We start from the raw sequence: 14,924 nt of genomic DNA on the forward strand, positions 1-14,924 counted from the left end.
GGCCTGTGAGTCACCGTCAGGCGGCAGACGTGGCCCGGGGGTAGCGTTGAGATGGCTTCTGTGCGGCCCGGGTTGCCGCAGAGGACGGCGGCGGTATCCCCTTCCCGGAGAAGGGATCGACACGCAGTCCGACCGGCTGCATGCCGCAGAGAGGGGAGGCGGGATGAGGACTGAACCGAAGACACTCCTTGCATGGCTGTGTGATCGGGACAGGCTTCCCTACAGCAGGTTCGAGAAGAGGTTCACCGAGTACGGTGTGCGGCTCTTCGGGAACTGCCCCACCAATCCGACGTGCGGCGAGACCCAGTTCCGGCGGTGGACCGGCGGCAAGTTGGTGACGCTGCCGGGGCCGGCGACCTGTCAGGTTCTCGAGGCGATGTGGCCCGAGTACACGGCTCTTGACCTGTTCGGCCCCCCACCGCAGGGCGATCCCCAGGCACCCGCGTACGACCTGGAAGAACGAGTCCGAATGACCGCAGAAGAAGCCCTTGAGGGCGCCGACACGACCGCGTCGGCGTCCGTCTCCGACAACACCATCGACGAACTCCGCGACCAGGTGACCGCCCTGGCCCGCGGATACCACCTGATGCCACCCGCACAGGCCTATGAAGCCGGCGACCGGCTGCGCCTGGCGATCGAACGGCAGCGGGACCGCACGCACGTCCCCGTCCAGCAGCAAGACCTCATGATCCTGAACGGGCAGACTGCCGCGATGCTGTCCGTCGCCGCGTTCGACCTCGGCTACTTCCCCAGCGCCAGCAGCTTCGCACGCACCGCATCGGTGTTTGGTGAGGCCACCCGATTCACCCCGCTCCAGGCCTACGCCGACGGCACCCTGGCCTACATCGCCTACCACACAGGCAATCCGACCGAGGCCCTCGCGAAAGCCACCCGTGCACTCTCCTACGGCGGCCTCGGCGACGTGGCCCACCGGCGCCTGCAGGCCATCAAAGCACGCGCGCACGCCCACCTCGGCGATGTGACCGGCGCACGCCAGGCGCTCCAGCTGTCCACGGCAGCAGCGCACGATCGCCGGGACGACCTGCACGACACGGTGGGAGGCGAGTTCGCATTCACCCTGGAACGACTGGCCATGTCCACCAGTACCACCTCCCTCCTCATCGGCGACGCCTCACAAGCCGAAGCAGACGCCCGCCGAGCCCTGCAACTCCTGCGACAACGGCCCCCGGCCGAGCAGTCCACCCACGTCAGGGCCAGCGCTGCGGCGGACCTCGCCCACGCACGCCTCCTGCAGGACGACGTGGACGGCGCAGCCGAAGCCATGGCCCCGGTCTGGGACGTGCCTGCGGACCAGCGCAAGACCGGCATCGTCGTACGTACCACCCGCATCGGCAAATGCCTGGCCAAGCCCGCCTACCACGGTGCTCAAGGACCCAAGGCCCTGCGCGAACAGATCGAGGACTTCAACCGCGTCTCGCTGCCGCATCGCATCGGCCCGTCCGTCGCCCTGCTCGCCATCGAGGGCTGATCACAGCGAGGCGAGCACTTTCGCCTCTTTCTCCGGAGCGATCCCGTGCTCTGCCCACCGTGGGTGGTCCACGGGACGCCCATCGGCCGACCACCACCGCCACGTGTCCCGGACCGTCTCGGTGACAGGCCGGCACTCCAGCCCCGCATCCACCGCACGACTGGAATCGACGGCCCATACCCCGGCATGAGTGCGCCACAGCGGCAACTCTGTCCACTGCTTCACGCCCTGCTCGACGAGCACCGCAGGTTCCGCCCATACCGGCGCCCCGGCACCGCCCGTCTCGGCCAGACAGGCATCGAGGAACCCGCCGAAGGTGATGCCCTGCGGATGGGCCAGATTGAAACCGCCGCTCGAGCAACCAGCGGCCTGGTTGAGAGCGAAGGCGGCCACGTCACGGACATCGACGGGCTGAATACGCTTCCCGGAGGGCGCCGGGGCGAGGATGCGGCCACCGCGCTTGGCTCGCTCGAGCCACCAGGGAAGCCGTCCCACGTACTCACCGGGACCCAGGATGATCCCCGGACGCAGAAACACTGCGCCGTCGCCGAACAGCTCGGTCACGGCCCGTTCACCGCCGGCTTTCTGAAAACCGTACTTGGTGGGGGAGCCGTCCGAGCCTGTGTATCCGTACGACTCATCCGCGTCTGATGGGCACTCCAGCAGGGGTGAGACCTCGGTGAGTGGCTGATGCGGCCAGCCTGCGTAGACAGACACGGTAGAGACATGCACCCACCGCCGGACCGCCGGACGCAGCGCAATAGCAGCCGCCAGGACGTCACGCGGCGGGAGCTCCGAGCTCGACGTATCGATGACGGCGTCCCACGGTCCGTGCTCAGCCAGCTGTTCCAAGTTGCTGCGGTTGGTCCGGTCACCGTGGACAGCTTCGACATGCTCCGCATCCCGGCCGGAGCGGCCGCGGTTGAAGGTGGTGACGTCCCACCCTCTCTTCAGCGCGCTGTCGACAATGTGCTTGCCCAGGAACCACGTTCCGCCCATGACCAGAATTCTCATGAGGCGATCCTGCCCCGCGGTCTGCCACCGGTGGAAGGCAAGACCATTTCGTGGCCATGGGGTTGCCGACCGGACAACCGCAAAGGCCGCAGCGCCCGGCACTTCCGATCGCCTGGGAGCCGTAGAGTCAGACCATGGACGACTCGTTCGAGACGATCTTGACGAACCACTGTCCGTTCGGGGGCCGGCACCCGCTTCCTGAGGGAGCGCAGGGAATGATCAGTGGGGACGAACACGGCCTCACACAGCTGCTCTCGGGGGTCTACGCCGACTGCGAGTACTGCAAGGACCATGCAGACGCACGCTTCCTGTGCGACGCCGGAGACGGATACGTCCTTCTCTGCACGATGACCGCTGTGTGGCTGTGCTCGTACGCCCAAATACGCGCATCCCAAGGGCTGCAGCCGGTCGAAACCGCGGACATGCTGCTTCCACCTGCCGTACTCAGGGAGTTGCGTCCACGAACGCGCAGCACTCTCGGCAAGATCCTGTTGTTCCCCTGCGAAGCTCCCGGCGGTCTGCCCGCTGCCCAGCCAGACCCCGTGGGGATGGCAGAGATACTGATCAACCACACCAACGGACTGGACCGCTCGGACATTTGGCGGGACGCACTCGATGGAGCAGTGTCCATCATGATGATGGAGGCCTTTCGAGGCTGATGGGCTGTCCGTTCTTGGTCAGGTGGCGCAGGTGGCCCGGCAGTACGGGCTGAGCCACCAGCTGTGCAGCATCGAGGGCATCCGAGAATGCAGCCGAGGATGAGGCAGGGAGTGGCAGTGTCGCAAGCCGAGCAGCGCCAGATCACCGATGAGCAGTTCTATGACGCGACACTGATCTGGAACTACCACCAGATGGGCCACGAGCAGCGCCCCTGCTCGGCCGCCATCGGCCTGGGCAGCCACGACCTGGGCGTGGCCACCGCATCCGCCGACCTCTACCACGCGGGACTTTTCCCGGTCGTGGTGTTCAGCGGCGGCAACAGCCCCACCACACGCGCCCGGTTCCCGCGAGGCGAGGCCGTGCACTACCGCGAGCACGCGCTCGGCCTGGGCGTCCCCGATGAAGCGATCCTGCTCGAGCAAAGCGCGGCCAACACCGGCCAGAACATCACCCACTCCCGCGACGTGCTGGCCGCGGCCGGTGTGGAGGTGGAGACGCTGCTGCTGATCTCCAAGCCGTACATGGAACGCCGCAGCTACGCGACCTGCCGCAAGCTGTGGCCCGAGGTCGACGTCGTCTGCGCGTCCGAACCGCTTGAACTGGACGACTACATCAAGTCCATCGGCGACGAGAAACTCGTCATCGACATGCTCGTCGGCGACCTGCAGCGGGTCATCGAGTACCCCAAGCTCGGCTTCGCCGTTGAACAGCACGTCCCGGAGGACGTACATGACGCCTACCAGCGCCTCCTGGGCGCCGGCTTCGACAGCCGCCTCATCGCCTGAACCGCGCGGCGACAGCCAGCCCGGCGGCCTGTGCGCCATCCATCAACCCAATCTGTTCCCGAGGCTGTCCACCCTGGCCAAGCTCTACGCCGCAGACCACTGGATCGTCCTCGACGACGTACAGTTCGCCCGCCGCGACTACCAGCATCGAGCCCGCCTCGCCGCCTTGAACGACCTCGACCGCCAGCAGTGGCTGACCCTTCCCACCCATCTCCCTCACGGGCGCTCGACGCTGATCCGCCACGCGCGACTGGCCGACCCTCACCGCTCACGCCGCACAGCCGAGCTCTTGGTACGCCAGTACTACGGATGCAGCCACCACTGGACCGCGATCCGCGCGGCCCTGGAGGCAGTCCTGCACACGATCGACACCACGGACCAAGTAGCCCGCATCGCCACCGCATCGACGACGGTCCTCCTTGCTGCGCTGGGCTGGCAAGGACAGACAGTGGCCAGCAGCGACCTTCTGGCACGCCAGGGCCGATCTCAACGCCTCGCCGATCTGGCAGCCGCCACCGGCAGTTCGCACTATCTGTGCGGTACAGGTGGCATGCGCTACCTCGACCACCGCCCGTTCGACGCCTACGGCATCCCGGTGGTCCCCTTCCGAATGCCCACAGACGCGGCAGGCGCGCTCTGCCCCAGCGCTCAGCACGCCACCAGCCTCTGGGCCCTCAGCACGCTCGGGCCTCAAGCACTGGCACAGCACTTTGTGGCCGACCTTGAAGCGCGTGCAGGTGTAACGGGCTGACAGGCCTTGTTGCGGCGGTAGATGCCGGACCGCCCCCGCAGGAGTGGGAACCACGTAAGCCATAGTGATCAGGCGTCCTTGAAGGTGGGATCCCCGCGGGTGCGGGGAGCAGGTCATCGAGCAGGGCCTGCGCCTGCAGTTCCTGGGACCATCCCCGCGGGTGCGGGGAGCAGGACGAGGCCCGGGGCGGCGACACCATCGACCTGGGACCATCCTCGCGGGTGCGGGGAGCAGGACCCGGTCGGTACGGCCAGGACCACTTCGTCGGGACCATCCCCGCGGGTGCGGGGAGCAGATCAGCTACGCCTCGCAGAAGGTGCGCGACCAGGGACCATCCCCGCGGGTGCGGGGAGCAGTCCACGAGTACTTGGAACGAAATCCGAGTCGAGGGACCATCCCCGCGGGTGCGGGGAGCAGTGACGGCCGTCGGTGTTCCCGCCGAACACCCGGGGACCATCCCCGCGGGTGCGCGGAGCAGATGCTCAGGATCGAACTCAACGGCGAGACACTGGGACCATCCCCGCGGGTGCGGGGAGCAGTCCGGCCGACCCTCACCGCCGACGGCACCGCCGGGACCATCCCCGCGGGTGCGGGGAGCAGTTCTCCGGACACGGGGTGACCTCCTAGTTCTCGGGACCATCCCCGCGGGTGCGGGGAGCAGGTCCCCACGCCCAGGAGCACGGCGGCGAAGGGGGGACCATCCCCGCGGGTGCGGGGAGCAGAGGACGTGCACGCCATCGGCGGCGAAGAACAGGGGACCATCCCCGCGGGTGCGGGGAGCAGAATCGGTCCGTCTGGATCTGTACATCACCAAGGGGACCATCCCCGCGGGTGCGGGGAGCAGTGGCGGACCGGGCGCCGGGCGCGGGCCTCGTCGGGACCATCCCCGCGGGTGCGGGGAGCAGAACTCGCACCAGGACCCGGGCAGTTGGCCCGCGGAACCATCCCCGCGGGTGCGGGGAGCAGCCTTCACGCCGGAGTATCCGCGCTCGCCGCGTGGGACCATCCCCGCGGGTGCGGGGAGCAGTGGCGGACCGGGCGCCGGGCGCGGGCCTCGTCGGGACCATCCCCGCGGGTGCGGGGAGCAGAACTCGCACCAGGACCCGGGCAGTTGGCCCGCGGAACCATCCCCGCGGGTGCGGGGAGCAGCCTTCACGCCGGAGTATCCGCGCTCGCCGCGTGGGACCATCCCCGCGGGTGCGGGGAGCAGTGGCGGACCGGGCGCCGGGCGCGGGCCTCGTCGGGACCATCCCCGCGGGTGCGGGGAGCAGAACTCGCACCAGGACCCGGGCAGTTGGCCCGCGGAACCATCCCCGCGGGTGCGGGGAGCAGCCTTCACGCCGGAGTATCCGCGCTCGCCGCGTGGGACCATCCCCGCGGGTGCGGGGAGCAGTGCCCCTGTCGTCCACCGGGATCGCCGAGGACGGGACCATCCCCGCGGGTGCGGGGAGCAGGCCCGCAACGAGGACGCGTACGGGCACGTGTCGGGACCATCGCCGCGGGTGCAGGGAGCAGAGCACCACCGGAACCCCGAACGCGCCCAGCCAGGGACCATCCCCGCGGGTGCGGGGAGCAGGCCTGCGAGAGCCCCGGATTGCGCGGGGCTGGAGATTATCCCCGCGGGTGCGGGGAGCAGGGTCATAATGCCCCTGGAATCGGGACCATCCCCATGTGGGCGGGGAGCAGGGTGTGCGTTTCATTGTTGTTGAAGGTTCTGCTGGTCAGTGAGCTTAGCCGGGTTGCCGGTCATCGTTGCAGCGGGTGGTCTCCCGGGATTCATGGTTCTGTTGACGGGTCGGGTTTCGTTTCAGCCCAGCGGACCAGGGGCGGGACGGCGACGGCGGAAATGGCACTTGCCAGTGCTGTGGCGATTCCCCACCTGATTCCGTCGTCATCAGGTCCCCCCAAGGGCAGCCACCGGCCTAGCACCAGACCCGACCAGAAGGTGACGATCACTCCTGCGACCACGGCTAGCCATCGCATCCACCCAGACACTTTTCCCCCTTGAATCGTTGCTGTGTTGGTGGCGATAATCGAGGTATGGGCTTCGTGGTGTCAAACGTGCCTGCACACAGTGCAGTTGGCGCCGCGCAGGTGGGCTACGGCGCGTCCGCATGACGGGATGCAGCGGGTGGCGGCGGGCGATTACGCCGGAAGTGGCCACTTTGTGCCGGTGTTTGCTGTATTCATCAGACACAACCGACGCAGGGGGGTGCGTTGCAGACAGAGCTGAGCCGTCGGCTCGCAGGGCCGGCCAGATCGGTGTGGGCGAAGCATGATCGCGACACCGATGGCTGGCTGCCGTTGTGGCGGCATATGGAGGACAGTGCGGCTGTTGCGGGGTTGTTGTGGGATGAGTGGCTGCCGGTTGGTGTGCGGCGGCTGATTGCCGGGGTGCTGCCTGCTGGGGAGGTGGACGGGCGGAGGCTCGTGGTGTGGCTTGCCGGTGTGCATGACATCGGGAAGGCGACACCGGCTTTCGCTTGTCAGGTTGAGCAGCTTGCTGACGTGATGCGGGCGCAGGGGCTGGAGATGCGGTCTGGTCGGGCGATGGGGCCGGATCGGCGGCTGGCGCCGCATGGGCTGGCCGGGCAGGTGCTGTTGGGGGAGTGGCTGCAGGAGCGGCAGGGGTGGGCGGCGCGGCAGACGGGCCAGTTCACGGTTGCTGTGGGCGGGCATCATGGAGTGTCGCCGGAGAGTGGTCAGATCAAGGCGTTGTATGACCATGAGGAGTTGCTGCGTACGCCAGGCGGCAGCAGCGCGGTGTGGCGGCAGGTGCAGACCGAGTTGCTGGATGCGTGCGCTGATGTCTTCGGCGTGCGGGACAGGCTCGGGTCGTGGCAGGCGGTGAAGCTGCCGCAGCCGGTGCAGGTGCTGCTGACGGCGTTGGTCATCGTCTCCGACTGGATCGCCAGCAATCCGGATCTCTTCCCGTACTTCCCGCAGGCTGCCGCGTGTGACGGGAAGGAGCGGCTGGCTGCGGCGTGGCGGGGGCTGGATCTTCCGCCTGCGTGGCGTGCGGTGGAGCCGGTGGGCGATGTGCAGGAGTGGTTTGCGTCCCGGTTCGGGTTTGCGCCGGGGGCGCAGGTCCGGCCGGTGCAGGAAGCGGCGGTGGGGCTGGCCAGGGAGATGGATGCGCCGGGGCTGATGGTCATCGAGGCGCCGATGGGGGAGGGCAAGACCGAGGCGGCGCTCGCGGTGGCGGAGGTTTTTGCGGCGCGTTCGGGCGCGGGCGGTGTGTTCTTCGCGTTGCCGACGATGGCGACGGGCAATGCGATGTTCCCGCGGCTGCTGGAGTGGCTGCAGCAGCTTCCCGACGAGGGCGGCGGCCGGCACTCGGTGCACCTTGCGCATTCCAAAGCCGCGCTGAACGAGACCTTCGCGGGCTTACTGGCCGAGGGCGGGCGGGTAGCGGCGGTGGACGTGGATGCTGCCGTACCGATGGCACGGGGCGTGCAGGAGGCGGCGGGGTTTGCGGGTGCGGAGCTGGTGGCGCATGCGTGGCTGCGGGGCCGCAAGAAGGCGATGCTGGCGTCTTTCGTGGCCGGCACGGTGGATCAGCTGCTGTTCGCTGGGTTGAAGAGCCGTCACCTGGCGCTTCGTCATCTGGCGGTGGCGGGCAAGGTCGTCGTGATCGACGAGGCACACGCCTACGACACGTACATGAGTGTCTATCTGGACCGGGTGCTGGCGTGGCTGGGTGCGTACCGGGTTCCGGTGGTGGTGCTGTCGGCGACGCTGCCGGCCGCGCGTCGCTGGCAGCTGGTCGAGGCGTACGCCGGCATGCCTGGCACAGAGCCTGAGAGCGTGGCAGGGGAGGTGGCGTATCCGTTGCTGACGGCTGTGGCGCCAGGCGGCCGCCCGGTGGTGCGTCAGCCGGCGGCGTCGGCCCGCGGCACGGATGTCCGGGTGGAGCGTCTGGCGGACGGCCTGGATGTTCTGGCCGACCGGCTCGAGACGGAGCTGGCCGACGGCGGGTGCGTCTTGGTCGTGCGGAACACGGTCAAGCGGGTCCTGGAGACGGCGCGGGTGCTGCGCGAGCGATTCGGCGAGCAGGACGTGACGGTGGCGCACTCGTGCTTCGTCGATGTCGACCGGGCGGCGAAGGACAGTGATCTGCTGCGGCGGTTCGGTCCGCCGGGCAGAGCGACGGGACGTCCTGGGGGCCGGCACATCGTGGTGGCCAGCCAGGTCGCCGAGCAGTCCCTGGACGTCGATTTCGATCTCCTGGTCAGTGATCTGTGTCCGGTGGACCTGCTGCTGCAGCGGATGGGCCGGCTCCACCGCCACCAGCGCGGCGAGGGCCAGGCGCAGCGGCCGGTGCGCCTGCGCACGGCACGGTGCCTGCTGGCCGGGGCGGACTGGGACACACCGGTGCCGGTCGCGGTGCGCGGCTCGGTCGCCGTGTACGGGGCGTATGCGCTGCTGCGGTCGGCTGCGGTGCTGCTTCCTCATCTGGACGGCCAGCCGGTGCGGCTGCCCGCCGACATCAGCCCACTGGTGCAGGGCGCCTACGGGCTGGCTCCGGTGGGGCCGCAGGAGTGGGCGCCGGCGCTTGAGGAGGCGCGGGAACGGTTCGAGCAGCACCGTGCGGATCAGGCGGAGCGCGCGGCGGTGTTCCGCCTCGGTGACGTCGGCCGTGCGGGCCGGCCACTGTTCGGCTGGGTGGCGGCCGGGGTCGGCGACGCCGACGACACCCGCGCCGGGCGGGCGCAGGTCCGTGACAGCCGCGAGAGCCTGGAAGTCGTGGTGGTGCAACGCCGTGCCGACGGCACGCTCGCCACGCTGCCTTGGCTGGACGCCGATTCGAAGGGGCGTCGGCGTAGTGGGCTGGACCTGCCGCGGGAGCAGATACCCGCATCGTTCACGGCGCGCACGGCAGCGAGTTGCGGGCTGCGGCTGCCCATCCAGTTCTCCTACGCCGAGACGATGGACCGGGCGATCGCGGAGCTGGAGCAGCTGCACGTACAGGCGTGGCAGCACAAGGACAGCCCGTGGCTCGCCGGCCAGCTGATTCTTGCGCTCGATGAGGATTGTCAGACCCAGCTGGCAGGCTTTGCCCTTCGCTACAGCCCGCTGGACGGCCTGGAGGTGACCCGTGTCTGAACCGATCGGCAGCAGCACGGACGATGTTGCGTGTTTCGATCTGACGAGCCGGCCGTGGATCGAAGTCCTCGGCCTGGACGGCGTGCAAAGAGAGCTGTCACTGCGAGAAGTGTTTGTTCGTGCCGCTGAGGTGCGCCGGATCGTGGGGGAGCTGCCCACACAGGAGTTCGCTCTGCTGCGCCTGCTGCTGGCCGTCGCCCACGACGCGCTGGACGGGCCGCGCGACATCGAGCACTGGGCGGACCTGTGGAGCGATGCGGAGTGCTTTGCCGGCGTGGGCGCCTATCTGGACGAGCACCGTGAACGGTTCGATCTGCTCCACCCGACGGCGCCGTTCTTCCAGACCGCGCAGCTGCGCACGGCGAAGGACGAGGTTTTCTCACTCGCGCGGATCGTGGCCGATGTGCCCAACGGCGAGCCCTTCTTCAGCTCCCGGATGCCCATCGTGCAGCGGCTGACGTTCGCTGAGGCGGCCCGCTGGGTCGTGCACGCCCATGCGTTCGACACCTCCGGGATCAAGTCCGGTGCGGTGGGCGACGGCCGGGTCAAGGGCGGCAAGGTGTATCCGCTGGGCACGGGATGGGTCGGCAGTCTCGGCGGTGTCTTCGTGGAGGGTGACACGCTGCGGGAGACGCTGCTGCTGAACCTGGTGGCGGCCGACACCGACACGATGGAGTTCACCAGCGGCGACCGGCCGGCGTGGCGGCGTGAGCCGTGCGGCCCCGGCGGCAGCGAACGCACCCCGACCGGTGTGCGTGACCTGTACACGTGGCAGTCGCGCCGGGTGCGCCTGCACCACGACGGAAGCAGTGTGCACGGCGTGGTCCTCGGCTACGGTGATCCGCTCGCTTCGCGCAACGCCCACCGGCGGGAGCCGATGACCGCCTGGCGGCGCAGTCTGGCCCAGGAGAAGAAGCTGGGCCAGTCACCGGTCTATCTGCCGAGAGAACATGATCCGGCGCGCTCTGCCTGGCGGGGCATTGCCTCGCTCGTCGCTGACCGTGCGGAGAACACGCAGGGCGCAGAAGCTGCCGCGTATCTGCGTCCGGGAATCCTGGAGTGGGTTGCCCGGCTGGTCACCGAGGGGGAACTGCCGCGGGGCTTTCTGATCAGGGCCCGGATCGTGGGCGCCGTGTATGGGACGCAGCAGTCCGTGATCGATGAGGTGGTCGACGACCGGCTCGTCATGCCGGTGGTGCTGCTGCACCGGCAGGAGCGTACCTGTGCCCGGCAGGCGATCGATGCGGCCGAGGACGCCGAACTCGCGGTCCGCGCGCTTGGTGACCTGGCCACCGATCTGGCGCGTGCGGCTGGTTCGGAGGAGCAGGGGCCGCGGTCGGTCGCGCGTGAGCTGGGCTTCGCCGCCTTGGAAGGCCCCTACCGTGCCTGGCTGCTGGCTCTCACCCAGGACGGTCGTGATCCGTTCGCGTGGCGCCGCGTCTGGCAGTGCGAGGTGCGCCGCCTGATCAGCCCGCTCGGCAGCCGGCTCATCGCGCAGGCCGGGGACGCCGCCTGGCAGGGCAGGACCGTCACCGACAACAAGGGCACGCAGTGGCTGAACGCGGGCCTGGCCGACAAATGGTTCCGCGGCCGCCTGGCCCGTGTCCTGCCCGGCGCGTACCCGCGGGACACCACGCCCGAGCGCAGCCCCGCGCTGCCGGGGCCCGCCTCCCCGCAGGCGGGCGAACAGGTGGAGCACGCCGTATCCGTGACCGACCCGAAGGTGTCCGCATGACCACCACCACGACCGCATCGCCGACCGTGCGCACACGGGTCGCCGAGCTGGCCGCAACACAGATCACCATGTGGCAGGAGGGCTACCTCAAAGACCGCCCCGCCGCCGTCGCGGCGCTCGCCCGGCTGCGCCGCGGCGCAGGCCGCGACGCAGCCGACCTGCCCGACCTGTGGACGCTGGTCGACACCTCACCGCTGCACACCCGCCGGGACAACGTGCGACCCCTGAGCGAGGAGGAAATGGTGCGGGCGGAGAACGCCCTGCACGCAGCCCTCACCCTGTGGGCGCTGCACCAGCAGTCCCGCAGCACGCGCATGCACACCTCGAAGCGGTCGGCCGCACTGGGCGCGGCCGTCCACCGCCTCATGCCGCCCGGCGGCATCGACGAACCCGTGCGCAAACGCCTGGTACGCGCCGGCACCGCAGCCGACCTGACCAGCCTGGCGCAGCGACTGCGTGACCTGGTCGTCCTGCTGCGCCGCGCCGACATCCCCCTCGACTACGGCCTGCTCGCCGGACAGCTCTACAGCTGGCAGTGGCCCGGCGGCGCCGGCACGGTCCGCCGCGAATGGGGCCGCTCCTTCCACGCCTGGCAGGAAGAAAACGACAACTCCCCGCCCCAGAACGCCGACGACCACCTCTCCCGCCCCACGGACCGTGACAAGGACGCCTCGTGAACCGCATTTTCCTGGACGTGCACGCCCTGCAGACCGTCCCGCCCAGCAACCTCAACAGGGATGACACCGGCGCGCCGAAGACCGCCGTCTACGGAGGCGTGCCGCGCGCCCGGGTCTCCAGCCAGGCGTGGAAGCGAGCCACCCGCACCTACTTCGACGACGAGCGCCTCCTCGACCCCGGTGAGCTCGGGGTGCGGACGAAGAAGGTGGTGGAGGTGCTGGCCGAGCGGATCGCCGCACTGGATGAGTCCCTGCGCGGGCAGCAGGCGCTCGAGCTAGCCAACGCGACAGTGCAGGCGACCGGGCTGAAGACCGAGGTGCCCAAGCGGAAGGCGGACGCCGCCAAGGACAGCGGGGCCGCCCCGGCGCCGGAGGCGAAGTACCTGGTCTTCCTCAGCTCCCGCCAGCTCGACGGCCTGGCCCGCCACGCCGTCGACGGTGCCGCCGACATCACCGCGTTCTTCAAGGAGAAGACGAACAAGGACAAGGCCAAGGAGATCGCGGACAGCCGTCACTCCGTCGACATCAGCCTGTTCGGGCGGATGGTCGCCGACAGCGCCGACTTCAACGTCGATGCCGCCGTCCAGGTCGCCCACGCCCTCAGCGTCCACCGGGTGGAGAACGAATCCGACTACTACACCGCCGTCGACGACGAGAACACCGAGGAAGAGACCGGCGCCGGAATGATCGGCACCGTCGACTTCAACTCCGCCACCCTCTACCGCTACGCCGCCCTGGGCGTGCACCAGCTCGCCGCGAACCTCGGCGAGGGACTGCGCGAGGACGAGCCGCGCACCGAGCCCGTGCGCCGCGCCGTGGAGGCGTTCGTGCACAGCTTTATCGCCTCACTGCCCACCGGAAAGATCAACACGTTCGGCCATCACACCCTGCCCGACGCCGTCGTCGTCAAGCTGCGTACCACCCGCCCGATCAGCTTCGTCGCCGCATTCGAAGACCCCATCCGCGGCGACCAGGGCGGCCACGTCCGCGAAGCCTGCGACCGCCTCGCCGCCTACATCCCCGACATCGAACGCGCCTACGGCCACGAGGAATCCACCCTCACCTGGGTGCTGCGCGTCGGCCCCAACACCCTCAAACTCGCCGACCTCGGCACCGAGTCCGACACGCTCGGCGACCTCGTCACCGCCGTCGGCCACGCTGTTGCGCAGCGGCTGGAGCAGCCCGCGTGAGCAGCGTCCTCGTCCTGCGTCTGGCAGGCCCCCTGCAGTCCTGGGGGGCCTCCTCCCGTTTCACCCGCCGCACCACCGAATCCGCCCCCACCAAAAGCGGCGTCATCGGCCTGCTCGCTGCCGCCGCAGGCATCGAACGCAGCGACGACAATGCGCTCGCGCCCCTGGCCGCAATGCGGTTCGGTGTCCGCATCGACCAGCCCGGCACCCGCATCCGGGACTTTCACACCGCCCACCATGCAGTCAGCGGCAAGTCGATGCCGCTCACGGAGCGCTTCTACCTCGCGGACGCCGTCTTCGTCGCCGCCCTGGAAGGCGAGCACACCCTGCTGGCGCAGTCCTACGCCGCCCTCCAAAACCCGGTCTATGCGCCGTTCCTCGGCCGGCGTTCCTGCCCGCCGGCCGAGCAGCTCGAGCTGGGCCTGTATGAAGACGCCCGGCTCGAGAACGTGCTGGCGCAAGTGCCCTGGCAAGCCTCTGCCTGGTATCGCAGACAGCACCGCCACCAGGCCCCGCAAGCACTGACCGTGCTGCGCGAAGCAGCAGCCTCCGAACACGCCAGTGCGAACACCCTGCGCGACCAGCCGCTCAGCTTCACCGCCGCACACCGCCGGCACGCCCTGCGCACCGTCGTCACCACCACCGTGCCCCTGCCCGGTGTTGCCGCCGGCGCCCCGGCCCATGACCCGTTCGATGCTCTGGAGGATGAGAGCAGCTGATGTTCCTCTCCCGTTTCCGCGTCAACACGGCGCGGCCCGGCGCACGGCGCCTGCTGTCCTCACCGCAGGCCATGCACGCCGCCGTCATGTCCTCGTTCCCCGCCCTGCTGCCCACCGACACCCCCAACCCGGACGAGCCGCGCGTGCTGTGGCGCCTGGACCACCAAGCCCGCGCCGAGGTGATCCTCTACATCGTCAGCCCCGACCGCCCGGACCTGACCCACCTGGTCGAACAGGCAGGCTGGCCGGCAGTCGCCAGCCCCGACACCCCAGGATGGCAGACCAAGCCATACGCGCCGCTCCTGGAGAAACTGTCCGCAGGCGAGAGCTGGGCCTTCCGGCTGACCGCCAACCCGGTCCACACCATCCGCCGCAAAGACAGCGAACCCCGCAAAGCCACCGCCCACCTCACCCCCGTCCACCAGATGCGATGGCTGCTCGAACGCCAGGAACGCTGCGGCTTCCGCATCCTGGAAAAGAGCAACGACAAACGGCTGCTGCCTTCCGGAACGACCTACCACGGCAAACACGAGCACCACGGCGACCAGTACGAACTGACCGTCCGCGACCACAACAACCGCTCCTTCGACAAGTCCAGAAACACCGACGGAAACAGGAACGGCAAACCCGTCACCCTCGTCACCGTCACCTACGACGGCCGCCTCGAAGTCACCGACCCCACCACCCTGCGCCGCACCCTCACCCACGGCATCGGCCGCGCCAAGGCCTACGGCTGCGGCCTCCACACCCTCGCGCCCCTCACCCCACCCACCCCACCGGCCAGCTTGTGAGCACGGT

The 14,924-nt window shown here is 69.4% G+C and carries 11 protein-coding genes and 1 CRISPR repeat array; of the genes, 10 read left to right on the forward strand and 1 reads right to left on the reverse strand.

Going from position 1 to position 14,924, the window contains the following annotated elements; all coding sequences use genetic code 11:
* Positions 1-469: 469 nt before the first annotated feature.
* Positions 470-1,489, forward strand: a complete 1,020-nt coding sequence (locus tag FNH09_RS22400; protein WP_152890775.1) for an NsdA family TPR-like regulatory protein — start codon at positions 470-472, stop codon at positions 1,487-1,489.
* Here the strand turns inward: FNH09_RS22400 and FNH09_RS22405 are convergent, their stop codons facing one another.
* Positions 1,490-2,503 (reverse strand): NAD-dependent epimerase/dehydratase family protein, encoded by a 1,014-nt coding sequence (locus FNH09_RS22405; protein ID WP_152890759.1) that lies wholly within the window; start codon positions 2,501-2,503, stop codon positions 1,490-1,492.
* A 134-nt stretch (positions 2,504-2,637) separates the two neighbouring features.
* Between FNH09_RS22405 and FNH09_RS47150 the strand changes: the two genes are divergently transcribed.
* The 9 genes from FNH09_RS47150 to cas6e all read left to right on the forward strand — a co-directional run bounded on the left by FNH09_RS47150 (position 2,638) and on the right by cas6e (position 14,917).
* The gene (locus FNH09_RS47150; protein ID WP_162468932.1) at positions 2,638-3,162 is read left to right on the forward strand and encodes a hypothetical protein; all 525 of its coding nucleotides are present in this window, start codon (positions 2,638-2,640) and stop codon (positions 3,160-3,162) included.
* Positions 3,163-3,261: 99 nt separating this feature from the next.
* On the forward strand, positions 3,262-3,948 hold the full coding sequence (locus tag FNH09_RS22410; RefSeq protein WP_152890761.1) for a YdcF family protein: 687 nt from the start codon (positions 3,262-3,264) through the stop codon (positions 3,946-3,948).
* Positions 3,893-4,699 carry a WbqC family protein gene (locus FNH09_RS22415; RefSeq protein WP_152890763.1) on the forward strand — a complete coding sequence of 269 codons (807 nt, stop codon included), beginning with the start codon at positions 3,893-3,895 and terminating at the stop codon, positions 4,697-4,699. The genes FNH09_RS22410 and FNH09_RS22415 overlap by 56 nt, the downstream gene beginning before the upstream one ends.
* 86 nt (positions 4,700-4,785) lie before the next feature.
* Positions 4,786-6,385: direct repeats of the CRISPR family, unit length 26 nt; unit sequence ACCATCCCCGCGGGTGCGGGGAGCAG.
* A gap of 630 nt (positions 6,386-7,015) precedes the next feature.
* The gene (cas3, locus tag FNH09_RS22420) at positions 7,016-9,805 is read left to right on the forward strand and encodes a CRISPR-associated helicase Cas3' (RefSeq protein ID WP_152890779.1); all 2,790 of its coding nucleotides are present in this window, start codon (positions 7,016-7,018) and stop codon (positions 9,803-9,805) included.
* Positions 9,798-11,540, forward strand: coding sequence for a type I-E CRISPR-associated protein Cse1/CasA (gene casA, locus FNH09_RS22425; RefSeq protein WP_162468936.1), 1,743 nt, complete (start codon positions 9,798-9,800; stop codon positions 11,538-11,540). The genes cas3 and casA overlap by 8 nt, the downstream gene beginning before the upstream one ends.
* Complete coding sequence (casB, locus tag FNH09_RS22430; protein WP_152890765.1) at positions 11,537-12,217, forward strand: type I-E CRISPR-associated protein Cse2/CasB; 681 nt, start codon at positions 11,537-11,539, stop codon at positions 12,215-12,217. Before casA ends, casB begins: the two co-directional genes overlap by 4 nt.
* A complete protein-coding gene (gene cas7e, locus FNH09_RS22435) occupies positions 12,214-13,407 on the forward strand; it encodes a type I-E CRISPR-associated protein Cas7/Cse4/CasC (RefSeq protein WP_162468937.1) in 1,194 nt (397 codons plus the stop codon). Before casB ends, cas7e begins: the two co-directional genes overlap by 4 nt.
* Positions 13,404-14,126, forward strand: coding sequence for a type I-E CRISPR-associated protein Cas5/CasD (gene cas5e, locus FNH09_RS22440; protein WP_162468938.1), 723 nt, complete (start codon positions 13,404-13,406; stop codon positions 14,124-14,126). Before cas7e ends, cas5e begins: the two co-directional genes overlap by 4 nt.
* On the forward strand, positions 14,126-14,917 hold the full coding sequence (gene cas6e / locus FNH09_RS22445; RefSeq protein ID WP_152890767.1) for a type I-E CRISPR-associated protein Cas6/Cse3/CasE: 792 nt from the start codon (positions 14,126-14,128) through the stop codon (positions 14,915-14,917). The genes cas5e and cas6e overlap by 1 nt, the downstream gene beginning before the upstream one ends.
* Positions 14,918-14,924: the final 7 nt, after the last annotated feature.

Origin of the sequence: Streptomyces adustus (genome assembly GCF_009377175.1) — a bacterium.
GTDB classification, from domain to species: Bacteria; Actinomycetota; Actinomycetes; order Streptomycetales; family Streptomycetaceae; genus Streptomyces; species Streptomyces adustus.

What these genes read in the sequence shown, in the direction of transcription:
- FNH09_RS47150 (WP_162468932.1), top strand. Translation starts at nt 2,638, where the DNA reads ATGGACGACTCGTTCGAGACGATCTTGACGAACCACTGTCCGTTCGGG.
- cas6e (WP_152890767.1), top strand. Translation starts at nt 14,126, where the DNA reads ATGTTCCTCTCCCGTTTCCGCGTCAACACGGCGCGGCCCGGCGCACGG.
- FNH09_RS22400 (WP_152890775.1), top strand. Translation starts at nt 470, where the DNA reads ATGACCGCAGAAGAAGCCCTTGAGGGCGCCGACACGACCGCGTCGGCG.
- cas3 (WP_152890779.1), top strand. Translation starts at nt 7,016, where the DNA reads ATGGAGGACAGTGCGGCTGTTGCGGGGTTGTTGTGGGATGAGTGGCTG.
- casB (WP_152890765.1), top strand. Translation starts at nt 11,537, where the DNA reads ATGACCACCACCACGACCGCATCGCCGACCGTGCGCACACGGGTCGCC.
- FNH09_RS22410 (WP_152890761.1), top strand. Translation starts at nt 3,262, where the DNA reads ATGAGGCAGGGAGTGGCAGTGTCGCAAGCCGAGCAGCGCCAGATCACC.
- FNH09_RS22415 (WP_152890763.1), top strand. Translation starts at nt 3,893, where the DNA reads ATGACGCCTACCAGCGCCTCCTGGGCGCCGGCTTCGACAGCCGCCTCA.
- FNH09_RS22405 (WP_152890759.1), bottom strand. Translation starts at nt 2,503, where the DNA reads ATGAGAATTCTGGTCATGGGCGGAACGTGGTTCCTGGGCAAGCACATT.